This is a genomic window from Chthoniobacter flavus Ellin428 (assembly GCF_000173075.1).
In the GTDB taxonomy this organism is placed as follows: domain Bacteria; phylum Verrucomicrobiota; class Verrucomicrobiia; order Chthoniobacterales; family Chthoniobacteraceae; genus Chthoniobacter; species Chthoniobacter flavus.
In genome coordinates this window covers 160,143-182,143 of record NZ_ABVL01000005.1, presented here as the reverse complement: position 1 = coordinate 182,143, position 22,001 = coordinate 160,143, and the positions used below count along the sequence as shown (strand labels likewise).

At 62.1% G+C, this 22,001-nt stretch carries 22 protein-coding genes; 18 read left to right on the top strand and 4 right to left on the bottom strand.

Features of this window, described 5'->3' with window-relative positions; genetic code table 11:
• The first annotated feature begins 43 nt into the window (after window positions 1–43).
• The 10 genes from CFE428DRAFT_RS37195 to CFE428DRAFT_RS33385 all read left to right on the top strand — a co-directional run bounded on the left by CFE428DRAFT_RS37195 (window position 44) and on the right by CFE428DRAFT_RS33385 (window position 10,673).
• Window positions 44–1,168 (top strand): hypothetical protein, encoded by a 1,125-nt coding sequence (locus CFE428DRAFT_RS37195; protein WP_042724802.1) that lies wholly within the window; start codon window positions 44–46, stop codon window positions 1,166–1,168.
• The gene (locus CFE428DRAFT_RS10550; protein WP_006979514.1) at window positions 1,165–2,313 is read left to right on the top strand and encodes a glycosyltransferase; all 1,149 of its coding nucleotides are present in this window, start codon (window positions 1,165–1,167) and stop codon (window positions 2,311–2,313) included. Before CFE428DRAFT_RS37195 ends, CFE428DRAFT_RS10550 begins: the two co-directional genes overlap by 4 nt.
• Window positions 2,310–3,509 (top strand): glycosyltransferase family 4 protein, encoded by a 1,200-nt coding sequence (locus tag CFE428DRAFT_RS10545; protein ID WP_006979513.1) that lies wholly within the window; start codon window positions 2,310–2,312, stop codon window positions 3,507–3,509. Before CFE428DRAFT_RS10550 ends, CFE428DRAFT_RS10545 begins: the two co-directional genes overlap by 4 nt.
• A gap of 37 nt (window positions 3,510–3,546) precedes the next feature.
• On the top strand, window positions 3,547–4,488 hold the full coding sequence (locus CFE428DRAFT_RS10540) for a thiamine pyrophosphate-dependent dehydrogenase E1 component subunit alpha (protein WP_006979512.1): 942 nt from the start codon (window positions 3,547–3,549) through the stop codon (window positions 4,486–4,488).
• Complete coding sequence (locus tag CFE428DRAFT_RS10535; RefSeq protein WP_006979511.1) at window positions 4,485–5,531, top strand: transketolase C-terminal domain-containing protein; 1,047 nt, start codon at window positions 4,485–4,487, stop codon at window positions 5,529–5,531. The genes CFE428DRAFT_RS10540 and CFE428DRAFT_RS10535 overlap by 4 nt, the downstream gene beginning before the upstream one ends.
• The gene (locus CFE428DRAFT_RS10530) at window positions 5,500–6,627 is read left to right on the top strand and encodes a 2-oxo acid dehydrogenase subunit E2 (RefSeq protein ID WP_006979510.1); all 1,128 of its coding nucleotides are present in this window, start codon (window positions 5,500–5,502) and stop codon (window positions 6,625–6,627) included. The genes CFE428DRAFT_RS10535 and CFE428DRAFT_RS10530 overlap by 32 nt, the downstream gene beginning before the upstream one ends.
• Before the next feature lie 137 nt (window positions 6,628–6,764).
• Window positions 6,765–6,998: an acyl carrier protein gene (locus CFE428DRAFT_RS10525; RefSeq protein ID WP_006979509.1), complete on the top strand. Its 234-nt coding sequence runs from the start codon at window positions 6,765–6,767 to the stop codon at window positions 6,996–6,998.
• 4 nt (window positions 6,999–7,002) lie between these two features.
• Window positions 7,003–7,935, top strand: coding sequence for a polysaccharide deacetylase family protein (locus tag CFE428DRAFT_RS10520; protein WP_006979508.1), 933 nt, complete (start codon window positions 7,003–7,005; stop codon window positions 7,933–7,935).
• 10 nt (window positions 7,936–7,945) lie between these two features.
• Window positions 7,946–9,058: a hypothetical protein gene (locus CFE428DRAFT_RS10515; RefSeq protein ID WP_006979507.1), complete on the top strand. Its 1,113-nt coding sequence runs from the start codon at window positions 7,946–7,948 to the stop codon at window positions 9,056–9,058.
• Between the two features lie 136 nt (window positions 9,059–9,194).
• Entirely contained in the window at window positions 9,195–10,673 is a 1,479-nt protein-coding gene (locus CFE428DRAFT_RS33385) for a sugar transferase (protein ID WP_049975607.1), read from the top strand.
• Between the two features lie 44 nt (window positions 10,674–10,717).
• Here the strand turns inward: CFE428DRAFT_RS33385 and CFE428DRAFT_RS10505 are convergent, their stop codons facing one another.
• Both CFE428DRAFT_RS10505 and CFE428DRAFT_RS10500 read right to left on the bottom strand, forming a co-directional pair.
• Window positions 10,718–11,758, bottom strand: coding sequence for a hypothetical protein (locus CFE428DRAFT_RS10505; protein ID WP_131989252.1), 1,041 nt, complete (start codon window positions 11,756–11,758; stop codon window positions 10,718–10,720).
• A 53-nt stretch (window positions 11,759–11,811) separates the two neighbouring features.
• Window positions 11,812–12,912: a glycoside hydrolase family 3 N-terminal domain-containing protein gene (locus CFE428DRAFT_RS10500; RefSeq protein ID WP_006979504.1), complete on the bottom strand. Its 1,101-nt coding sequence runs from the start codon at window positions 12,910–12,912 to the stop codon at window positions 11,812–11,814.
• 88 nt (window positions 12,913–13,000) lie between these two features.
• Here CFE428DRAFT_RS10500 and nadD point away from each other — a divergent pair, with 88 nt between their 5' ends.
• From nadD to CFE428DRAFT_RS10480, 4 genes are all read left to right on the top strand, one after another.
• Complete coding sequence (gene nadD, locus CFE428DRAFT_RS10495; protein ID WP_006979503.1) at window positions 13,001–13,588, top strand: nicotinate-nucleotide adenylyltransferase; 588 nt, start codon at window positions 13,001–13,003, stop codon at window positions 13,586–13,588.
• Window positions 13,570–13,917: a ribosome silencing factor gene (rsfS, locus tag CFE428DRAFT_RS10490; RefSeq protein ID WP_042724762.1), complete on the top strand. Its 348-nt coding sequence runs from the start codon at window positions 13,570–13,572 to the stop codon at window positions 13,915–13,917. Before nadD ends, rsfS begins: the two co-directional genes overlap by 19 nt.
• Before the next feature lie 21 nt (window positions 13,918–13,938).
• On the top strand, window positions 13,939–14,124 hold the full coding sequence (locus tag CFE428DRAFT_RS10485) for a CPXCG motif-containing cysteine-rich protein (RefSeq protein WP_006979501.1): 186 nt from the start codon (window positions 13,939–13,941) through the stop codon (window positions 14,122–14,124).
• A gap of 83 nt (window positions 14,125–14,207) precedes the next feature.
• Window positions 14,208–14,402: a hypothetical protein gene (locus CFE428DRAFT_RS10480; RefSeq protein ID WP_006979500.1), complete on the top strand. Its 195-nt coding sequence runs from the start codon at window positions 14,208–14,210 to the stop codon at window positions 14,400–14,402.
• 32 nt (window positions 14,403–14,434) lie between these two features.
• Here the strand turns inward: CFE428DRAFT_RS10480 and CFE428DRAFT_RS10475 are convergent, their stop codons facing one another.
• Complete coding sequence (locus CFE428DRAFT_RS10475) at window positions 14,435–15,094, bottom strand: DUF4304 domain-containing protein (protein WP_006979499.1); 660 nt, start codon at window positions 15,092–15,094, stop codon at window positions 14,435–14,437.
• A gap of 198 nt (window positions 15,095–15,292) precedes the next feature.
• Between CFE428DRAFT_RS10475 and CFE428DRAFT_RS10470 the strand changes: the two genes are divergently transcribed.
• Together CFE428DRAFT_RS10470 and CFE428DRAFT_RS10465 are read left to right on the top strand one after the other, a co-directional pair.
• Window positions 15,293–16,756: a sulfatase family protein gene (locus CFE428DRAFT_RS10470; RefSeq protein WP_006979498.1), complete on the top strand. Its 1,464-nt coding sequence runs from the start codon at window positions 15,293–15,295 to the stop codon at window positions 16,754–16,756.
• A 152-nt stretch (window positions 16,757–16,908) separates the two neighbouring features.
• Window positions 16,909–18,144, top strand: coding sequence for a competence/damage-inducible protein A (locus tag CFE428DRAFT_RS10465; protein ID WP_006979497.1), 1,236 nt, complete (start codon window positions 16,909–16,911; stop codon window positions 18,142–18,144).
• Here the strand turns inward: CFE428DRAFT_RS10465 and CFE428DRAFT_RS10460 are convergent.
• Window positions 18,131–18,751, bottom strand: a complete 621-nt coding sequence (locus tag CFE428DRAFT_RS10460) for a L,D-transpeptidase family protein (protein ID WP_006979496.1) — start codon at window positions 18,749–18,751, stop codon at window positions 18,131–18,133. The two genes, CFE428DRAFT_RS10465 and CFE428DRAFT_RS10460, sit on opposite strands and share 14 nt — an antisense overlap.
• Before the next feature lie 137 nt (window positions 18,752–18,888).
• Here CFE428DRAFT_RS10460 and CFE428DRAFT_RS10455 point away from each other — a divergent pair, with 137 nt between their 5' ends.
• Window positions 18,889–20,727 carry a hypothetical protein gene (locus CFE428DRAFT_RS10455; RefSeq protein ID WP_157447475.1) on the top strand — a complete coding sequence of 613 codons (1,839 nt, stop codon included), beginning with the start codon at window positions 18,889–18,891 and terminating at the stop codon, window positions 20,725–20,727.
• Window positions 20,728–20,777: 50 nt separating this feature from the next.
• Complete coding sequence (locus CFE428DRAFT_RS10450) at window positions 20,778–21,905, top strand: DegT/DnrJ/EryC1/StrS family aminotransferase (protein ID WP_006979494.1); 1,128 nt, start codon at window positions 20,778–20,780, stop codon at window positions 21,903–21,905.
• Window positions 21,906–22,001: the final 96 nt, after the last annotated feature.

Sequence of the window (22,001 nt, the reverse complement as noted above, 5' to 3'; positions counted from 1 at the left end):
CCCCACCCATGCGCACCGGGCACTCCCATTCCAATTTTCAGTCATGATCAAGGCGCTCGACATCTGGCTTCCTGCCTGGCGGCGCCGCGAGAAGTACAGCCAGCACGCGCTCGGCACGCGCCATGTCATGATCGCGATCTGCGATCACTACGAGCCGTTCCATGGCGTGGGAAAACCGGAAGCCGTCGCGCGGGTCGAGGCCTGGCAACGCGACTATCCCAAGCTCATCGAAGAATTTCGCGACGCGGACGGCATCGCTCCCCGCTACTCGTTTTTCTACCCGATCGAGCAGTACGACGCCGACATCGTCGGTCGCCTCGCCGATCTCTGCGCGGCCACCGGCAGCGAGACCGAGATCCATCTCCACCACGACAACGACACCGCGGAAAATCTGCGCCGCACTCTGGAGCAGGGCGTGGAGCGATTCGCCAGCCACGGCCTGCTCTCGCGCGACGGCACTGGCGCGCTTCGCTACGGTTTCATCCACGGCAATTGGGCGCTCGATAATTCGCATCCCCACGGCCGGCACTGCGGGGTGAACAACGAACTCCGCATCCTCCGGCAAACGGGCTGTTACGCCGACTTCACGCTGCCCTCCGCACCGGAGCGCACGCAAACGCACACGATCAATAGCGTCTATTACGCCCGAGGTACAGACCGGCCGAAGTCCCACGACCGCGGCCGGCGGGTGCGGGCGGATCGCGACCCGCAGCAGCAGCACGAGGACGAGTTGCTCATCGTGCAGGGGCCGCTCGCCTTGAACTGGCAGCGCAAGAAATTCGGTTTCCTCCCGCGCATCGAAAACAGCGACCTCACGGCCGTCAATCCGCCCACCCTCGAGCGCTTCCGCCTCTGGCTCGATTGCCAGGTCGCCGTCGAGGGCCGGCCCAACTGGGTCTTCGTGAAGCTGCACACTCACGGTGCCAAACCCGAGAATACACGCATGCTCCTCGGCGAGCCGATGCGCGAGTTTCATCGCTCCCTGGCAAAGCTCGCCGCCAAGGACCGCACCATCTGCTTCCACTACGTGACCGCGCGCGAATTGGTGAACATCCTGCACGCCGCCGAGGCCGGTCACTCGGGCAATCCCGGCCAATTTCGCGATTTCCGTTACCGGCGCGTGACCTCTGGCCAAACGGAAGGCAGCATGGCGGAATCACGCCCTTGAAGCTGCTCTTCGTCTCGAATCTTTTCCCTGACGCCACCGAGCCCTATCGCGGGCTCGATAACGTCACCCTGCTCCATCACCTCACGGAGCGCTGGGAGATCCGCGTTTTGGCAGTGCGGCCAGCGTGGCGGTCCCGTGCCTGGCAACCGCGCGAGATGGACCAGAAGTTTGCGCCACAATACGTCCCCACGCCGTATATTCCGAAAGTCGGTAGCCGCTGGAATCACCGGATCATGGCGCGAAACCTGCGCGAGCGTCTGCGGGAACTGCGCCGGCAATTCGCTTTCGATGTCGTTCTCAGCTCGTGGATTTTTCCCGACTCCTGCGCTATCGCCGAGTTGTCGCAGAAATTGGATTTCCCCTTCGTGGCCATCGCGCAGGGTTCGGATGTTCACCAATACCTGCGCGTGCCCGTGCGGCGGGAGATCATCACGCGACTGCTCCCAAGTGCGAGCGGCGTCGTTACGCGCAGCGGGGAATTGGCGCGGCTCCTTGCGGAAGCCGGTGTCGCCCGCGAGCGCCTGCACCCGATCTACAATGGCGTGGATCTCGACCTCTTCCGTCCTAGCGACAAAGCCGCCGCGCGGCGCGAACTCGGTCTGCCGCTCGATGCGCCGATCATCCTCCAGGTCGGGAACTTTTACCAAATCAAGAACCCGCTCATTCCTCCGATAGCCCTGACGCAGATGCGATCGGAACGCTTCAAGGCTCCGCCGGTCGTTGTCATGGTTGGGGGCGGCGATCTGGAAAAAGACGTCCGCCAATTCGCCGAGCGCTCCTCGGTGGCCGATCGCGTCATTCTGCCCGGGAGAACCAATGCGCAAGGCGTGGCCCGCTACATGCAAGCCGCGGACCTCCTCAGCCTGACCAGCGCGAACGAAGGCGTGCCGAACGTCATCCTCGAAGCGTTCGCCTCTGGTCTGCCGGTGGTCGCGAGCAAAGCCGGTGGCATCCCGGAGGTGCATCCCGGCGACGACTTCGGTCGCCTCGTTTCGCCGATCGAACCGTCGTCCTTCGCCACCGCCTTCGAAGAAACGCTGCTCTCTCCGCCGCCCACGGAGCGGATGCGAAATCACGCGCTGCAATTTTCGTGGCAACGCGCGGCGAACGAGTATCACGAACTCCTTTGCCAGGCCCGCCGATGAACATTCTCTTCCACTTTCGCACGCAAGGGACCGGCGCCGAGGGTGTGCACATCGCCGGCATTGCCAACGCCTTTCGCCGACTGGGTCATCGCGTCGTTTTTTCCAGCCCTTCAGGCATCGATCCCACGCAGAGCGCGGGGGAGAATCCATTCCGCCACGGCCGGCGAGGTCTGCTCGCCCGCCTCGCCGCGCATGCCCCGGGCGTCTTCTTCGAATTGCTCGAACTCGGCTACAACATCTTCGCCGGCTCGCGGCTGAGGGCATTGCTCCAGCAGGAGAAGTTCGATCTCATTTATGAGCGTCACGCCTTTTTCCTGTGCATCACGTCGTTGCTCGCCCAGCGCCGAGGCATCCCACTGATCGTCGAGGTCAATGAACTCGCCGGCGACGAGCGCGTTCGCGCCGATCCCTGGCTGTTACCGTTGGCCCGCCTCGCCGACCGCTTCACTTTCCAGCGTGCCCAACTCATCGCCGTCGTCTCCCCGCACCTGCAGCGCCGTATCGAGGCGATGGGCATCCGCAAGGAGAAAATCGTCGTCGTCCCCAATGGCGTCGACGAGCAGTCTCTCGAAACCCGCGCCGACGGCACCGCGATTCGCCAGCGCTACCAGTGCGAGAACGCCGTCGTCGTCGGCTTCGCCGGCTGGTTCGTCCCGTGGCATCAGCTCGATTCTCTGGTCACGCAATTTGCCGCTCTGGCGGCGACCCATCCGCAGTTGCGCCTCTTGCTGGTGGGCGACGGCCCGTTGCGCACCGATCTCGAGGCCCAGGCGACCGCCCTCGGCATCCGCGATCAACTCCTTTTCACTGGGCCCGTTCCGCACGCGGAGATGCCGTCCTACCTTGCGGCCATGGACATCTGCATCGTCCCGCATAGCAACGCCTATCGCTCGCCGATCAAACTCTTCGAATACATGGCCGTCGGCCGGGCGATCCTCGCCCCGCGCACCGAACCTATTGCCCTCATCCTCCGCGACGGCGAAAACGGCCTATTGTTCGAACTCGAAAACGGCGACAGCCTGCGTTCGCAACTGGCCTCGCTGGTTTCCGATGCCACCTTGCGCGCCCGGCTCGGCGAACAGGCTCGCACCGATGTCGCCGAACGGCATACCTGGACCCAAAATGCCCGCACCGTCATCGAACGGGTGTTCGGCTCAAACCCCGGTTCAAGACGCGAACGGCCTCCGTTGACATAACCCATCGGGGAGATAGGCTCCCGCGTCCGCCGACTTCGTGATTCCACCCGCTAATCTATCCCACCCGGTTTCGAGCGCCAATGCCAGCGCGTGTCCTTCGCGCGAGACGCTGGAATTGCTGCTGCTGATCCGGCATTTCGAGGAGACGTTGCTGCGCCTTTTCCAAAGCGGGAAAATTCACGGCACGACGCACACCTGCCTCGGCCAGGAATACATTCCCGTGGCGGTCATGCCGCTCCTGCGCGACGACGATTTCGTTTTCAGCAATCATCGCGGCCACGGCCACTATCTCGCACGCTTTCGGGATCCGGAAGGACTGCTGGCCGAGATCATGGGTCGCGAAGGAGGCACCTGCGACGGTGTCGGTGGCAGCCAGCATTTGCGGCGGGACCGCTACATTTCCACCGGGGTGCAGGGCGAAAGTCTGCCCGTCGCCGTCGGCGCGGCTCTCCAGTTGCGCCGCAAGAAGCGCGGTGGGCTGGCGGTGCCCTTTATCGGGGATGGCACTTGGGGCCAGGGCGCCGTCTACGAAGCGCTCAACATGGCCGCACTTTGGAACGCACCGGTGGTCGTGATCGTCGAGAATAATGGCATCGCGCAAACCACGGTGCGGTCAGCCAATATGGCCGGCAACATCGAGGGTCGCGCCCGCGCCTTCGGAGTCGAATATCTTCGCTGCACGGGCCACGAGGCCGAGGCGCTGCAGGCCAGGCTCGCACCGGAATTGGATCGGGTGCGCCAGAGTGGGGCACCGCTCGTCGTGGAATTTGAGACGCGGCGACTGGCCGCGCATAGCAAGGGCGACGACACCCGCACACCCGAGGAAGTGGCTGCCCTGCGGGCCATCGACTGGGGCGCCGATTACCAGGCGCGTTGGCCGGAGATTTTCGCCGAAGTCGATGCCCGGATGCGCGACCGCATGGCGGCCATCGTGGAGGAGGTGGAGAGCCGGGCCCTTTCAAGCTGGAGCAACCGATGACCAACACGGGCGAACGCTCCACCAGCGAGCGCATTATCGAAAACCTGAACCGTGCCTTGCACGCGTTGCTCGACGGGGATGACCGCGTTTTTTTTCTGGGTGAAGACGTACTCGACCCCTACGGCGGCGCCTTCAAGGCCGCGCGTGGTCTTTCCACCAAATACCCCGATCGTGTGCTGACCACTCCGATCAGCGAGCTGGGCTTTGTCGGCGTGGCCAATGGCCTGTCGCTCGCCGGGCAGCGGCCGATCGTCGAGATCATGTTCGGCGATTTCATCTTCCTCGCCTTCGACCAGATCATCAATTTCGCGGCCAAGAGCGTGAGCATGTATGGCCGGCGGGTCCCTCATCACCTGCTCATCCGCTGCCCCGTGGGTGGACACCGCGGCTACGGCGCGACACATAGCCAGAGCGTGCAAAAGCACTTTCTCGGCGTGCCCGATCTCGATCTTTTCGAACTCTCCCCGTTGCACGACAACACCGCATTGCTGCCCCGAATCCTGGCGCGCGATCATCCGGGCATACTCTTCGAGAGCAAAGTCCTCTACGCCCAACCGCAGCTCGGAGAAGGCGCGATCGACGACCTGTTTACTTGCGAGTTCCTCGATGAAGAGCGCATGACCGCGCACGTTTTCGTCGACCGCGATCCGCAGGCGATCCTGATTGCCTCCGGCGGCAGCTTCCCCGCCTGCTGGCAGGCGGCGCGGCAACTCCTCCTCGAGCACGAAATCGAGGTCCAGATCGTCGTGCCCTTCCAACTTTATCCTTTCGAGGTGCAATCGCTTGCCCCGTTGCTTTCCACGGCGCCCGCGCTCTATGTCGTCGAGGAAGGCACTGCTGGCGGCACTTGGGGCGCGGAAGTCGCCGCCGTAGTCGCCGAGGCCTGGCCGCACCGCGCGCCCGTCCGGCTGATCCATTCCGCGGACAGCATCATCCCTTCGGCCCGGCATTTGGAAAGAGATGTGCTCGTCCAACCGGAGAACATCGTGAAACGTGTGAGCACCGATCTGCATGCCATCCATCCTCGTTCCCACCATCAATAGCAACGAGTCCGCCGCGAAGCTCCTCGCCTGGAAAAAGGCCCCCGGTGAGAGCGTTCAGTGCGGAGAGACGATTGCTATTTTCGAGACGACCAAGGCGTCCTTCGACCTGGCCGCGGAGCATGCGGGCATTCTGCATCCCGTGGCGGCGGAGAACACGGAATGCGCTTTCGGCAGCGTCGTCGGCTACATCTTCGCGGACGAGGCGGAGCGCACTGCTTTCCGGAATAACGAGACTCAGAAAGTTCGCTCTGCACCCGAAACTCAGGGTGGTCCAGTCATCACCCATGCGGCACGCGAGTTGATCGCCAAACTCGGCATCACCGCGGAACAGATTCAAAGTATCGGCAAAAAAGTCATCAAAGCTGAGGATGTGGAGAAACTGGTTCCCGCGGCAGTGGCTCCTGGAGGAGTGACTTTGAGCGCCCAGCAACGCGCCATCGCGGGCGTCGTCAAACGATCGCACGCGCAGATCCCCGACTCATTTCTCGTCAAAAAAATCCGCGTGGATGCGGCCCTGACCGCTCTCGCGGAATTCAGCCGCAGCGAAAAGGTCTTCGCCAACCTGCCCGACCTGCTCGTCTGGGTGCTCGCGCGGCTTCCCGAAAAGTTTCCGCTCTTCTTCGGCGCGCTCTCGGACGATTTGCAGTTCTTCCCATCCGCCGCCGGCAACATCGGAGTGACCTTCGACCTCGGCCGCGGACTGTTCATTCCGGTGATCAAGGAGGCCGGCCGACTTTCGCTGGGCGAGATTGCGAAGACGATGATGGCATTTCGCATGAAGGCGATGCGCGCCAGTTTCCAGGCGTCCGACCTGAGCGGCGGCGACCTTTCGTTGAGCATCAACATGGACGCCGACACGCTTTTCGTTCAGCCCGTCATTCTACCTCCGCAAACCGCGATGATTTCCATCGGTTCCGTCCAAACCGAGTGGGTCCGCCCGGCAAACGGCGCCGACCTCATGGAGAGCCGCTATATTCAACTCGGCATCGCCTTCGACCACCGCGTGATCAACGGCTTCGGCGCGAATGGCCTCGCCAACGCGATCAAAGAGCAGCTCGAAAGCGGCCCGTCACTGACCGCCGCGACTGGCCGCTAATTCAAGTGCCCGGCCCCTCTTCCAATGGCGCGTTCTTCGATCCTTCGTGGAGGACGCGAAGATCCTCATTACGTAAGTAAATTCCCTGATTTTCAGGCTGGCAACGCATGTAACAAACTGACATTTTGTCGCATTTCATGGATTCTCGCGTCCTCGCCATCGTCTCCCGCCTCTTTCACGTCAACGCTGGCGAGCTCACGCCGGAAAGCGGTCCGACGACCATCGCTGCTTGGGATTCTGCCGGTCACATGAACCTGATCCTGGCCCTGGAGCAGGAATTCGGCATCCAGTTCGGCGACGATGAAGTGGCGGAATTGATCAGCGTCGGCGCGATCAATGCGGCGCTGGCCAGACACAGCGTCACCAGCTGAGTCCATGGGCCTGCCGATCACGTGGCCGGAAGGCAAACGCTTTGCCTTCACCATCTTCGACGATGCGGACAATGACCGACTGGTCAACGTGCGGCCCGTCTACGACTTTCTCGGTGATCTCGGCATATTCAGCACCAAGTCGGTCTGGACACTCGCCGCCCAGTATGAAGCGACGCTGGGCGGGCTGAGCACCGAAGATCCCGAGTATCTCACTTGGGCGCGGAGGCTGCATGAGCGCGGATTTGAAATCGGCTTTCACGGGGCGCGCTGCCACAGCTCCACGCGGGAAGAAACGCAACGGGGGCTCGACCTTTTCCGCGAGCACTTCGGCAGCGACCCGCGGAGCATGTCGAACCACTTTCAAAACGTGGACAGCATTTACTGGGGCGCGGCGCGTCTCTCGGGAGCGCGCCGATGGGTTTATCGAGCGGCTAATTTTCACGCGTCGCTCCGGGCGGAAGGACACGTGACTTCCAGCAAATATTTTTGGGGAGACCTTTGCCGCGATCGCATCCGCTACGTGCGCAACTTCGTCTTCCGCGACATTAATACCCTGGCCGCCTGTCCATTCATGCCCTACTACGACGCCACGCTGCCGTTCGTCAACGGCTGGTACGCCTCGTCGGAGGGCGGCAATATTCGCTCTTTCAACGCGATGCTCACCGAGGCCAATCAGGACCGGCTGGCGGAGGAAGGTGGCGCCTGCATCATGTATGCCCATTTTGCGAAGGGTTTTTACGTCGATGGCCGCCTGGAGCCGCGTTTCGTTGCGCTCATGCGACGGCTCGCCAGTCTCGGCGGGTGGTTTGTGCCGACGGGCACGCTGCTGGATTTCCTCGCGGAAAAGCATGGCGGTTTGCACGAGATTACTGCTACCCAGAGAGACGCACTCGAGTGGCGGTGGCTGTTGGCGAAACTGCTGCACGGCTCCTCTTGAAAAATCCTTTGTGAGCCTCCGCATCGTCCCTTACCAAGTCGAACACGAACCCGCTGTTGCCGAATTCAACGCCCGCGGGCAGGCGCACGAAGCGCCATTCGGCTTGAGCAAGACGGCGCTTTCCGCGTGGCTGCCGAAACAGGAGGGGCGCATCGTCGTCCGCGAACTTTTCCTCGCCCTGGAAGGCGCCGAGGTGCGCGGCGGCTTTGCTCTGCGGCGCCAGCCGTTTTGGCTCCGCGGCGCCGTCCGCGATATCTGCAATTATCAAGGGCCGATCTCGGAAGGGATCTGGGACCGCCGCTACATGATGTCCGGTGTGCAGATGTTGCGCGCGGCGCTTCGCGAATGTCCGCTGCTCTACGCGCTGGGCATGGGCGGCGTCGAACAACCGCTCCCCAAGCTGCTGGCCGCCGCCGGGTGGTCGATGAAGCCGATTCCATTTCGCTTTTACGTGCTTCGCCCCTCCCGATTTTTGCGCGAGATCCGCCCGCTTCGCCGGACGAAATTGCGCGCAGCCATCCTGGATGTGGCTGCGCTCAGCGGCCTGGGGTCTCTCGCGCTCTGGGCCCGGCAAGCCTATCGCACCCGGCATCGTCTGCCGAACGGCTCCCGCGCCGAGCGCGTGGATCGCTACGAGGCTTGGGCCGACACGATCTGGATGAAGGCGCGCGACGCGTATGCCCTCACCGCCGTTCGCGACCAGGCCGCACAAAACGTCCTCTTCGGCGACGGCAACGTCAAAAACATGACGTTACGCTGCCAGCGGAACGGCCAGGATATCGGCTGGGCGGTGGTGCGATCCACCGTCATGCAGGACGACAAGTATTTTGGCAACCTGCGGCTCGGCTCCCTGGTCGATTGCCTCAGCATTCCCGGCGAGGAGGCGAATATCGTGGCCCTGGCGACGGATTACCTCCGCGAATTGGGCAGCGACCTGGTGGTGACCAATCAGAGCCATACGGCGTGGCTCAACGCCCTTTCCGCGCGTGGCTACATGGAAGGCCCATCGAATTTCCTCTTCGCCTGCTCGCCCCAGTTGGCGCAGGAATTGGGACCGCTTTCCGGGGCACTCGGAACCGTCCATTGCAACCGCGCGGATGGAGATGGCCCAATCCATCTTTGAGTTCGTAAATATACGTGACTTTGGTACCGTTTTAGCTTCTATAGTTGGTCTTGCCCGTTGGGCCTGCCTAGGCAACCCTTCGGTTTATAATTTCTTTACCACCCGTAGCTCCTTTAACGATCCCGCCGCCCTCTGCATGAATACCAACGGCATCCTTCGGAAGCATTGGTTTCACGTCTCGTTGCACTTCGCGACTGACGCGTTCCTTTTCACCCTCGCGTTCGTCGCGGCGATGCTCCTGCGTTTCGGCGGGGAAAGCGCCGTGTCGCTGTGGGCGCACTGGCCCTTTTTCGTCGCCGGCGCCATCGTCTTTTCCGCGACCACCTATATCGCCAGCCTCTATTCGACCCATAGCGCCAACCGCGGCATCCTCGAGCGCTCGCTCGTGCTCATCGTGTGCGTGATCCTGGCCACACTGGTGATCATCGGCGGCACTTATCTGAACTCCGCCCGTCCGCTGGGACGCGGTATCATGCTCCTCGGGACGCTCGCCTCCTATCTCGCGGCGTTGATCCACCACATCGTGATCCTCCACGGCCTGCGCAATTCCAAGGAGCGCGTGGCCTATGTGGTAACCGGGGCCTTCGACGAAGCGGAGACGCGCCTCTTCGCCAGCTTCGGCGGGCGCAACCTCGAGTTCGCCGGCGTGGTCCTTTACGGAGCGTATCAACCCACGGGCAAGCTGCGCATCCTGGGCAAAATCGAAGACCTGGCCGCGATCGTGGAGCGCGAAAAAATCTCGCGGGTGCTGTGCACGAACAAGTGTCTCGGCGACACCACACTCATCCGGCACTTCTGCAAGCTGCGCTACTCGGGCATCTCGGTCATGCCGCTGATCTCGCTCTGCGAGGAAGCGGAGCAGTACGTCCCGCTGGAATTGATCAGCTCGGAATGGCTCCTGAACGCCAGCGGCGAACCCCAGCACATTTACATCAAGAAGCTGAAGCGGCTCTTCGACATCATCTGCTCGGCCATCGGCTTGATCCTCGGCGCGCCCTTCGTCGGCGCCGCCGCCCTCGCCATCCGTCTCACCTCTCCGGGCCCAATCTTTTACTACCAGACACGCAGCGGTCGCTTTGGGCGTCAGTTCCAGATGACCAAGCTGCGCACCATGCACGTCAATGCGGAGAAGGACGGCGTCCGCTGGAGCGAGAAGAACGATCCGCGCGTCACCTTCGTCGGCGGCTTCCTGCGCCGCTATCGCATCGATGAGATCCCGCAACTCTGGCACGTGCTCTGTGGCCACATGTCATTCGTCGGCCCGCGTCCCGAGCGCCCGGAAATCATCACCCAACTCGCCAAGGAAGTCCCCTACTACGAAGAGCGGCTCATGGTGCAGCCGGGCATCACCGGCTGGGCGCAGGTCAGCTATCCCTACGGAGCTTCGACCCTCGATTCCCGCCGCAAGCTGGAGTACGACCTCTATTACATGAAACACATGAGCCTGTTCCTCGATGTGTTTATCCTCCTCGACACCGTCCGCATCATCCTCACCGGTGGGGCCAAGGCCCATATCCGGGCGGTCACGGCGGAAGAGACCATTCAGGAATGGGAGCGACTGAAAGAGCAGCCTGCTGCGGTGGTGAAGCCGAATTTCGAGCTGGAGACCGCGTAGTTTCCGAACCGCCGAAGCGGTTCATCCGGATCGTCCGCCGCCCCTCAAACGCCCGCGGCCACGGGCTGCTCAAAGGCCTGCACAATCCAGCGCCGCATCTGCTTGGCGGGGCGCATGTGGTCGACATAATACTCGTAATTGGCTCGCGACATCGCCCGCGCCACGTCGTCGTTTTCCAGCAAGCGCACACAATGCGCGACGCACTGGTCCGGCGTCTCGTAGGCGAGGTAATTACGCGGTTCGGTGAAGGGCTCGACGAACGTGAACCGGAAGCCGGAAGCCACGATGCACATCGAAGCCGCGGCATACTCGCCCAGCTTCCAGGCGGTCGCGTGATGCAGGCCCTTCGTGTAGATGCCGACGCGGCACGTCTGGATCGTCTTCAAATAGGCGGAACGCCGCGTATCCCAGTGGCAAACCACATCCGGAAAATTCTGGCGCGCAAAAGGGGTGGGCAGCGCGCCACCGATGAAACGATCGCCGAGTTCCTTGCGCAATGCGCGCACGACCCCCACCCGCTCTTCATTGATCTCCGGCGCAAAGGGCGCGCCGGTCACTTCCGCTTCGGTCCACAGCCGCGTCTGCAGCAGGACCTTCGGCGGCAAAACCTGATCCGGCGCGCGCTCGAAATCTCGCGTGACGGGCAGCCGCAAATAGTCGCTCAAGTGCTTCAGGCTCTCCTTCGCGCGCTTGGGTCGTCGGGCCGCGTAACGCATCCAACCAGCCAGGAGCGAAAGCGCCCCACCCCGATTTCCCGGCCCGAAGATCGGCCCAAACGGGGCCACCTTGCTCCGCGCCGCCGGTTCCAGCTTCTCGACATCCGGCGGATAGTGATCGCGCTTGAAATACACATCGCTCGCCGCCAGTTCCTTCGTGCTGAAAAGATAGCTGCGATCGTGAATATCGAAGCAGACGCGCAGCCGGCGACCATCGGCGATGCGCTCCATCTCAGCGACGATGGTGAAATCCTCCACCTGGTCGCGCGCGTCCCACGAGAGCTCGATCTCGCCCGCTTGCACCAGTTCGAGAAACGCCGTGTAGAGATAGAAGACCTGCGACGACTCCAGCAACGGAAGCAGGGACACGGAAATGCGATAAGCAGCAGCCATGGATCGCTTAGCCTTTGGTCTCGGGCTTCCTAGTAAATCTCCACCGGCGAGCGTTTGCCGTCGTCGGGGCTCCGCCTGGCCGCGGCCTCCGCGCCGAGCGTCGCCACGCGCAAGTCCCACACCTCCGCATCGCGTCGCTTGAATTCCTCTTCGCTCCACGCATCGGGCGACGATTGCTTTTTCTTGTAATTCGCCACGTTTTCCAACGCCCGATCCAGGTCGGCCACTGGCACACGTTCAAGATAGCCGAGGGCCTCTTCGACCACCGCCACGCGATGGCAGATCATCGCCATGTCATTGCCCGCGGTGATGGCCAGCCGGATGGTTTCCTCCAGCCCGTAGTGATTGAGGATCGCGCCCATGTCCAAATCGTCCGTCATGATCAGCCCCTTGAAGCCCTGCTCCTTGCGCAGCAGGTCGGTGATCACGCGATGCGACAGCGAGGACGGCGTGCGCGAACTCTCCAGCGCGGGATAAAAACCGTGGCCGATCATCATCGAATCCACTTTGTCGGCAAAGTGTTTGAAGACCGCGAGTTCGTGCGTCTCGAGTTCCTCGCGGCTGAGCGGAATCTCCGGCAACTCGTGGTGCGCATCGAGCGGTGCCCGCGAGTAGCCGGGAAAATGCTTGCCGCAGCTCAGGATGCCGCCGGCTTGCAGGGCGGAGTTGAAGGCGCCGGCGTTGCGAATGACTTGGGGGACATTGTTGCCGTAGCAGCGGCCGCGCAGCGAATTGTCCGCTTCGTCGTCGAAGGAAATATCCAGCACCGGGCACAGGTCGAGATTGAAGCCGAAGATGCGCAGGAGCTTCGCCGTGATCGTCCCGTGACGCCGGATCAGTTCGGGATCATTCTTATCCCGCAGCTGGTTGGCATTCGGCGGCTCATTGCCCACGAGCTTCAGGCGCGAGACGCGTCCACCTTCCTGGTCGATGGTGATCATCGGCTCGACCTGGCTCAGGTCGCGCAGGTCATCGATCAGCTTCCGCAATTGATTCGCCGTTTGGATATTGCGACCGAACAAAATGAAGCCGCCGGGTTGCAGCCGGCGGAACTGGGCCGCCGTGGCGGCATCGAGTTCCGGACCGGGGACACCGGTGAGGAGTAATTGACCTAGGGAAGATCGTTCCATATAGCGGGCGCAGCGTAGCGAACCCTGATAGCAAACCCACTTTTTTCCGCTGCAGAAGCGAAAATCTTGTCTTCACTCTTTCTTCACCATGCGTCTGGCACTTTACGGCGGCACATTTGATCCGGTGCATCATGGGCACCTCGTCCTCGCGCGCGATGCGCTGGAGCAGCTCCAGCTCGACCGGCTCATCTTCATCCCGGCCAATCTTTCTCCGCACAAGCTCGCCACCCAGCCCGTCCCGGCCGCCCTCCGCCGGGACATGCTGGCCGCGGCCATCGCCGAGGAACCTGGCTTCGCCCTGGACGATTCCGAGCTGTCCTATGCCGGCCCGAGCTACAGCATCAACACTGTGGAACGGGTCCGTGCCGCCCATCCCGACGCCGAGCTCTTCTACCTCATCGGGGCCGACAACATTCGGGAACTGCATACCTGGCGGCGCATCGAAGACCTGCGCCGGCTGGTGGAATTCGTCGTTTTTGGCCGGGGCGATCCGGCCGGACAGGCTACGGACGGGTTCCGCACCCTTCCCCGGCGGATCGATATCTCTGCCACGGAAATACGTCGCCGGGTTGCCAGCGGCCAATCCATCCGCTATCTGGTTCCTGAGCCCGTGCGCTCCATCATCACCGCCCATCACCTTTACCAGGACCCTGCCACATCGACTCTGAATCGCTAGCCCGTATCTGCGCGCATCTCGTCGCGGACAAAAAAGCCGAGGACATCGTCGCCATCGATCTCCGCGAAATCTCCACGTTCACGGATTTCTTCATCATCTGCTCCGGCACCTCCGAGCCTCATTTGAAGGCCATCGCCGGCGAATTGCGCGACAAGCTCAAGGAAGACTACGACGTCAAACCGCTGGCCGTGGACGGTTACCCGCTGAGCCAGTGGGTCGTGGCCGACTACTCCGACGTGGTCGTGCACATTTTCCATCGCGACAAGCGCGTCTTCTACAGTCTCGAGGATCTGTGGAGCGACGCCCCGCGACTCGATCTCCAACTCTGACCTTCCGTGAGGTGATGTAAGGTGACCTATCTCGTCGAAACCGAAATCGGCTGCCCATGGTGTGGCGAATATTTCCAGACGACGATCGACACCTCGCAAGGGGATTACACGACCATCGAGGACTGCGCTGTCTGCTGCCGCCCCATCGCCCTGACCATTACGTGCGAGCCGGGTGAACTGACCGACGTGCAGGCGGAACGAGGGTGACGGACGCGCTCCGGCGCGTCCCCTGATCTTGCCACTGTCGGCCACGTTGCAATTCTACGGATTCCGGGAATCATGGGTGTGTAATGGATCGCGATAAAATCCAAATCGACTTGATCAAGCTTCCCTATGGTGAACGCTTGCTTCGGCTGACGGAGCCGCGGTCAGGTTTAACTTTGGAAAAGGAGCTCGACGCCGACCAGCCCGTCGCCCGTCAAAAGGAGCGGCTCCTCGGTATGTTCAGGGCCGCTCTCGCTCGGGCGGATCTGCACGCCGCCTGACCCGCCATCGCCGTGTTCGCTGTAAGCAATTGTTATCCGGTCTTGTCGCTTTCATGTCCTGCTTGCAGCCGCGGAAAGCATCCTGATTCAGACGCCGTCCGTAAAGCAACCAGTGCACGACTTTCATCACCAAGTGCGCGAGCGACGTAACCCGTCATGAGGGATCTCACAGGAGAAGGATTTCGTCCGAATCCCCAGAGTCTCTTCATATCCTCCTCCTCGAATTCCAGTACGCGAAGCACCTCGCGAAGGTCCGCAAACTGCGTAAACCATGGAAGCGCCACCTCCTTGATCTGTCCACGAACATCCGAGATCGCCTGCGGCAAATAGCGCGCTTCATCGTCGATGAACCAAATGTCTTTTCGTTCGAGTTCCTTCTGGAGAAACCTGCGCGCAAGTCCGCCTCGAAAGTGGCAATGATACTCCTCTGGACGCTTGTTCCCGTTCTTCTCTTTGATCGGGAACAGGTCAGGAATGCAGAGAAGGTAACATCCGAGATTCACCGAAAACGAATAGGACGTGCATCCGATGCCGCCCGCAAGATAGCTGTTAAACGACTGAAAATTAATGACGTCGATACGCTCTGGGTGATAGCGCCATGAGGTGCGTGCGGAAAATTCCGAAAAGCCAACTGACTCCAGAATCGGCCGAATCTCTTTTGCAATGGTCTTGTTTACGACTTTGGAGTCCATGGATCCGGACTAACATAAAGCAGGTGCCAATGTGTCTCAAAAAGACGACGGGAGGTCTCATAAGACAGCTAGCCTCAAGGTGTTTGGCGGTCCGTCCATTGCACAAGGAGGCTAAAATTGATCAGCTTTTAAGGTTTTCTGACTACCGCGCTGCGGTGGCCTTTACCCATCAAGGCCAAGCCTTTTAGAAAAACCCCTATGAAATCCTCCTTTCACCCCCTCGCCATCCGCCTTTTGGCGCTGCTGTCGGCGCTTCTTTTGACCGGCCGGACTGCACTGGCCGCGGATCGCCCGCCGAATGTCATCCTCATCGTCGCGGATGACCTCGGCTATGCGGACGTGGGCGTCTATGGCGCAAAAGGATTCGAGACGCCGAATTTCGACCGGCTCGCGCATGAAGGGCGGCGCTTCACGGATTTCCACGTCGCGCAGGCGGTGTGCTCGGCTTCGCGAGCGGCGATCATGACGGGCTGCTACCCGAATCGCATCGGCATCGAAGGCGCGATGGAGCCGTGGTATAAATTCGGCATCAGCGACCAAGAGCTGACGATGCCGCAGATGTTCAAGCGGAAGGGCTACGCGACCGGCATGGTCGGCAAGTGGCACCTCGGCACGCCCACCGAATTTCTGCCCACGCATCGGGGCTTCGACGAATGGTTCGGCCTGCCTTACTCGAACGACCAATGGCCGTTGCATCCGGAAAAGCCGGGCAAATTTCCACCGCTGCCGCTCTACGAGGGCGACAAGGTCATCAACCCAGGCATCAACCATCGCGACATGGAGCAGCTCACCACGCAGTACACCGAGCGGGCGGTGAACTTCATCGATCGCAATCACGACAAGCCCTTCTTCCTCTATGTCGCGCAGACCATGCCGCACGTCCCGCTGGCCGTGAGCGATAAGTTCCGCGGCGCGACCAAGCGCGGCCTTTATGGTGATGCCGTCGAGGAAATCGACTGGAGCACCGGCGAAATCCTCGCGGCGCTGAAGAAGTATGGCCTGGAGAAGGACACGATCATCATGTTCCTCTCCGACAATGGCCCGTGGCTCATCTTCGGGAATCACGCGGGTTCGGCTTATCCCCTGCGCGAAGGCAAGACCACGACGTGGGATGGAGGCACCCGTGTGCCGTTCATCATCTCGTGGCCGGGCCACATCCCGGCGGGAACGGTGTCCACCGAAATGGCCTGCGCGATCGATCTCATGCCGACTCTCGCCAAGCTCATCGGCGCGAAGATGCCCGAGCACAAGATCGACGGCCTCGACATCTGGCCGCTGCTGGCCGGGGACAAGGACGCGAAGAACCCGCACGACGCTTACTACTTCTACGGCGTGCCGTTTGGCAGCTGGAGCGGCGCGGAACTCGAGTCCGTGCGCACGCGCGAGTGGAAGCTCATCCTGCCGCACGTCTACCGCACCGTCGGCAACCAGAAGCCCGAAATGGACGGCTGGCCCGCCGAGTACCTCAAGCGGCCCGTGCTCGTGCCGGAGCTCTACGACATGCACAGCGACATCGAGGAAAAACAGGATGTCGCCAGGGAGCACCCGGATCTCGTGAAGCACCTGCTCGACATGGCCGAGCAATGCCGAGTGGACCTCGGTGACACGACGCTCAACCGCAAGGGCGCGGGCGCACGTCCGCCGGGCGGCGTGAAGGAGTAGCCGCGGCTGGGTTCAGTGAACCCGGCTGCCGCAGCGTCGTCTGGAGCGAATGGCAGTAAACCGGGGAGCCGAGGCGAACGAGGCCCTACCGAAGGAGATTGACTCCGCGGGGTGTCCACGGCTCATCTCCGCATCGTCCCGCCAGCCCCACCATGCGTATCGAAGTCCTCAATACCGGCACTGAACTGCTCCTCGGCAGCGTGCTCAACACGCACGTCCAATTTCTCGCCCAGGCGCTCTTCCCGCTCGGCTTGCGGATCCAGCGGCAGGTGACGGTGCCGGATGGCGTGGCCATTCGCAATGCCTTGGCGGAGACTTTCGGCCGCGCCGATGCGGTGATCATCACCGGCGGACTCGGCCCCACCACGGACGACATCACCCGCGAGACCGTGGCGGAATTGCTGGGCATGGAGTTGATCCACGACGAAACAGTCATGGCCGCGATCGAGCGGCGGTTTGCCCGGCGCCATATGCCGATGAGCCCGCGCAATCGCCGCCAGGCCCAACGCCCCACCCAAGCGACCGTGCTGCATAATCCCAATGGCACCGCCCCCGGCCTGTATCTCGCGGCGCGGATGCATGGGAAGATCACTGCGCCCCACCTTTTCCTCCTGCCAGGACCGCCACGCGAATTGGAGCCCATGGTGACCGACCAGGTGCTCCCGATCCTCGAGCGACTGCTCCCGCCGCGACCATTGATCGAAATGCGGACGGTGCGCGTGGCCGGCCTCGGCGAATCGGCGGTGGAAGAACTGGTCGGCGCGCAACTCCTCGCCCTCGATCTCGAACTCGGCTATTGCGCGCGCCCCGGCGAAGTCGACGTCCGGACAATCGGTCTGCCGCACGTCCTGGTGGAAGCGGAACGGATCATTATCGAGAAGCTCGGCCCGCACATCGTCTCGCACGATCAGCGTCTGCTGGAAAAGGTGTTGGTTGATCTGCTGACCGCTCGTGGCGAGACTCTGGCCTGCGCGGAATCCTGCACCGGCGGCCTTTTGGCCAACCGCATCACCAACGTCCCCGGCGCCTCGGCCGTGTTCCTGGCCGGCTACGTTACCTATGCCAATGCGGTGAAGACCAGCGCTGTGGGAGTCGACCCCGAGCTCATTAGAGCACATGGTGCGGTCAGCGAACCGGTCGCCCGGGCCATGGCGGAAGGCGCGCGGCAAAAGGCCGGCACGGACTACGCGCTGGCCACGACGGGCATCGCCGGCCCCGATGGCGGCACGGAAGAAAAACCTGTGGGAACCGTCTTCATTGCCCTCGCCGGAAAAATGGGTCCGACCATTGTCGCGCGGCATCGTTTCGCCAGCGAGCGCAAGACGTTCAAAGATCTCGTGAGTCAGACCGCCTTCGATCTGCTGCGCCGCCAGCTTACTCCTCAATAACCGCCGGCGTGCCGACCTTTACCTTCTGGTAGATGAGCGGCGCGATATCCGACGGCAGACGCACGCAGCCGTGCGAAGCGGCATAGCCGGGCAGGATTCCCACGTGCATGCCCACGCCCGTGTCCGTGAGACGGCAGAACCACTTCATCGAAGCACCGACGTAATGCGTGCCGCTCGGTGCCGAATCAATCTGCGTGCTCACTCCCGAGCGCACCACCCGGCCGCCACGGTCCACGAAGTCCCCATAAATGCTCGAACGATGATCCGGGTCTTTTTCCCGCACGTGGAAGTCGCCCCGCGGCGTCTCGTGCCCACGCTTGCCCGTGGAGCATGGCGTATCGATGTAAACCTGCTCGCCCACCATCAGATACACTCGCTGTTTGCTCAGCGAGACGATCACGTGGGAATTGTCCGGGTTGATCGTCGACTCCAGGCCTTTATCGATCTTCGCGGGGGCCTGGCCGCGGTGGATCAGGTCGCCCGGTCTTTTCATTGCGGGCGCCGGCGTGCGCGTGCCGAAAAGTTGGGCCGAGGCGTGGTGTCCGAAGACGCCGAACGTGCAAAATAGGATGGCCAGGAGAGTTTGAGTATAGCCAGCGGGTCTCATGCGACGGGAAAAGATGCTGTTTCATACGGAGGCAACCGCGCGGCGGCAATCACATAAATTTTCGCCTTTTCATCATCCTTGACGGAAACTTTTGGACGGGAAGGCGTGTTCACAGCAACGTAACCGCCGCCGTGCCCTTGACCTTTTCCCGCCTGCTTCTGATTTTCTGTGTGTTCTGCCTGGGCGCGGAGTTCCCCGTCCGTGCCGCGCGCAAACCGCCCGAGCCCGAGGTCGGCGTCGCGCCGCCCCAACCCGTGGAATTGAACCTGAAGATTCACCGGGAGGGTCAAACGGAGATCCCCCTGCGGATCTACGGAAAAGCCGGTGAGCCGCTGAAATACCTCATTCGCACTGCTCCCCTGCACGGCAAGCTCTCCGAACCGCAGCCAAAGGAGCGCGAGGTTTCCTCCGTCATCTACGATCCGCCACCCGATCTCAATATCACCACGGACAAGTTTACCTATGCAGTGCAGGGCGGCGCGGGCGTTTCGGCGCCCGTGGAGGTGACCATCACCATCCTGGATCAGGCCCCGCTGCTTCAGATCAAGGACACGATCGACTTTTCCACCATCCGCGTCGGCGCCACCACTTCGCGTCTGCTGGAGATCAGCAACCAAGGAGGAATGATTGCCTCGGGCGACGTGATCGTGGATGCGCCGTGGAAGTTGGAAGGAAAGGCCGCCTACAAGCTGCGCAATGGGGACGTCGCCGTTTTCAAAGTGATCTTCGCCCCCGATATGGGAGGCAAATTCGATGGGGTCGCCCGTTACACCTCCGACCCCGAGCACAGCACCACCTTGCGCGGGGTGGCCGAAGCCGCCATCGCCGCCATCCCGGAGCAGTGGGTATTGACCCAGAGCCCTGGTGAAGCCATCCGCTCCGGCACCTTCGCCCTAACGAACCAACTCGACGAAACACGCACGCTCCAGCTCAAGACCGATCCGCACCTGAAGGTTCCCGCCGAAGTCACCATCGCCGCCCACGCCACCGCCTCCATTCCCGTCGAAGCCTCTCCGGACAATGTCCAGGCGATGGAGGCGGAGATTCATCTCGTGGCCAAGGATTTCACCATCTCCGTTCCCGTACGGGTCCCCGCGCTCGAAGCCGTGCTGCGAACCACGACAGGGGACGTGGAATTCGGCCGCATCGACGCAGGCAAAAAAGCCAGCGCCCGTTTCTCGGTGGAGAATATCGGCGGGGCCAATGGCTACGTGTCGTGGGAGATCAGCCCGCCTTTCCAACTCACAGAAAAAGGCACCATGCTGCAGCCGGGGGAAAAGAAGGAATTCCCCATCGAGATCGATGGCAAGACCAGCGGCAAATTCCGCACGTGGCTGAAATTCAAGGCCGGCACGCAGACGTTCGATATTCCGGTGGAAGCGGAAATCGCGGGTGGCCCCCAAAAAGCACCGCGCGTCCTCGTCGGAAGCATCGCGGTGCCGGTTGCCAGCAGCGCCCCTCCCGACAACTCCAGTGGTCCCCCGGATTCCGCCGAAAGCGCGCCCACGAAAGCGCCCTATGTCCAACCCGATTGGGCACCAGACGTCACTCTGCCCGAAGGAGTGCACGTCGATCATGTCACTCCGACCAGTGCCGAGATCGTGTGGCCGGCCAATCTCGGCATCAGCACGCGCTTCCGCATCGAAATGCGGCAACTGCAGCTCGACCACGACGGGAATTTGCAGGTCTCCTGGGTCACGCCCAAGGACATTCCCATCGAAGCGCGCGGGTCCAATAACGTCGCCGTCCTCAACGGCCTGGCCTCCGGCGAGCCATGGACCGTTCGCGTCTCCACGCTGCAGCCCAATGGCGATCCGGGAAACCGCCTCTTCACCATCGAATTCATCACGCCTTCGAAATCGTCGTGGTTTGCCCGGGTGGGAAAACCGTCGCTGATCCAGTTGCTGGTGATTGCGCTCGTCGGATTGCTCGCCTGGCAGACCTGGCTGCGCTGGGCGCACCGCCGGATTGTCTGATCGCAAATCCCTCTCGACCGGCGGCGGCTCCGCTGAAAGATTCTGCCTCGATGCAAGTCCCTCTTCTCGATCTCAAACTCCAGTACGCACCTCTCAAGGCTCAACTGCTCCGGGAGATCGAGGCCGTGGCGGATTCGCAAGCCCTGCTCCTCGGGCCGCAGACGGAGAAGCTGGAAAAGGCCGTGGCCGACTATTGTGGCGCAGGCCACGCCATCGGCGCCTCTTCCGGCACGGACGCCCAACTCATGCTGCTCATGGCGCTCGGCATCGGACCGGGCGACAAAGTCCTCACCACACCCTACACCTTTTTCGCCACGGCCAGTTGCGTGGCGCGGCTGGGAGCGACGCCGGTGTTCGTCGATATCGATCCCGTCACTTTCAACATCTCCGTGCCGGCGCTCGAGACCACGCTCGCCCGCACGCCGGACGCCAAGGGGATCATCCCCGTGCATCTCTACGGGCAGTGTGCCGACATGGAGGCGATCGTCGCTCTCGGAAAAAAATACGGCATCCCGGTGCTCGAGGATGCCGCCCAGGCCCTCGGCGCGCGTCACCCACTCGGCGGTGCGGGAGCGATCGGCGAGGCGGGCTGGTTTTCATTTTACCCGACGAAAAACCTCGGCGCCTTTGGCGATGCCGGCATGGTCGTTTGCCGCGACGAAAAGCTCGCCGTGAAAATTCGCGCCCTGCGCAACCACGGGATGGAAGTGCGCTATTACCACAAATGGATCGGCGGCAATTTCCGCATCGATGCCATCCAGTCCGCCGTGCTCAATGTGAAGCTGCCGCACCTCGATACGTGGAGCGCCGGCCGCCGCGCCCGGGCCGATTTCTACCGTACGGCCCTCTCCAGGCACGCTCTACCCATCACGCTACCCACCGAGGTCTACGCGGATGCTGGCCTGCCGAATCATCACATCTACAACCAGTTCATCGTCCGCGCCCCGAAGCGCGACGAACTGCGTGCGCATCTTACCAAGGCCGGCATCGGCTCCGAGATCTACTATCCGCTGCCGTTGCACATGCAGGAGTGCTTCGCGTATCTCGGCTACGAGGAAGGCGAATTCCCCGAAGCCGAACGCGCCGCCAGGGAAAGCCTGGCCCTGCCCATCTTCCCCGAACTCACCGAGGAACAGCAGACCTACGTCGTCGAACAAATCGCGGCGTTTTATCGGTAAGCGATCGCGGTCACATTGGAGGGCGCTGCTCCGTCCTAACCATTACCCACATCTTTTTTGAAGGTCCCGCGGAGAGAAGAAGTGCCTGCGAATCAC

Coding starts and splice junctions, on each gene's coding strand:
- CFE428DRAFT_RS10475 (WP_006979499.1), bottom strand. CDS start 15,094: ATGGACTCCAAAGTCGTAAACAAGACCATTGCAAAAGAGATTCGGCCG.
- CFE428DRAFT_RS10480 (WP_006979500.1), top strand. CDS start 14,208: ATGGATCGCGATAAAATCCAAATCGACTTGATCAAGCTTCCCTATGGT.
- CFE428DRAFT_RS10545 (WP_006979513.1), top strand. CDS start 2,310: ATGAACATTCTCTTCCACTTTCGCACGCAAGGGACCGGCGCCGAGGGT.
- CFE428DRAFT_RS10500 (WP_006979504.1), bottom strand. CDS start 12,912: ATGGAACGATCTTCCCTAGGTCAATTACTCCTCACCGGTGTCCCCGGT.
- CFE428DRAFT_RS33385 (WP_049975607.1), top strand. CDS start 9,195: ATGAATACCAACGGCATCCTTCGGAAGCATTGGTTTCACGTCTCGTTG.
- CFE428DRAFT_RS10525 (WP_006979509.1), top strand. CDS start 6,765: ATGGATTCTCGCGTCCTCGCCATCGTCTCCCGCCTCTTTCACGTCAAC.
- CFE428DRAFT_RS10530 (WP_006979510.1), top strand. CDS start 5,500: ATGCCATCCATCCTCGTTCCCACCATCAATAGCAACGAGTCCGCCGCG.
- CFE428DRAFT_RS10450 (WP_006979494.1), top strand. CDS start 20,778: ATGCAAGTCCCTCTTCTCGATCTCAAACTCCAGTACGCACCTCTCAAG.
- CFE428DRAFT_RS10465 (WP_006979497.1), top strand. CDS start 16,909: ATGCGTATCGAAGTCCTCAATACCGGCACTGAACTGCTCCTCGGCAGC.
- nadD (WP_006979503.1), top strand. CDS start 13,001: ATGCGTCTGGCACTTTACGGCGGCACATTTGATCCGGTGCATCATGGG.
- CFE428DRAFT_RS10460 (WP_006979496.1), bottom strand. CDS start 18,751: ATGAGACCCGCTGGCTATACTCAAACTCTCCTGGCCATCCTATTTTGC.
- CFE428DRAFT_RS37195 (WP_042724802.1), top strand. CDS start 44: ATGATCAAGGCGCTCGACATCTGGCTTCCTGCCTGGCGGCGCCGCGAG.
- CFE428DRAFT_RS10520 (WP_006979508.1), top strand. CDS start 7,003: ATGGGCCTGCCGATCACGTGGCCGGAAGGCAAACGCTTTGCCTTCACC.
- CFE428DRAFT_RS10470 (WP_006979498.1), top strand. CDS start 15,293: ATGAAATCCTCCTTTCACCCCCTCGCCATCCGCCTTTTGGCGCTGCTG.
- CFE428DRAFT_RS10535 (WP_006979511.1), top strand. CDS start 4,485: ATGACCAACACGGGCGAACGCTCCACCAGCGAGCGCATTATCGAAAAC.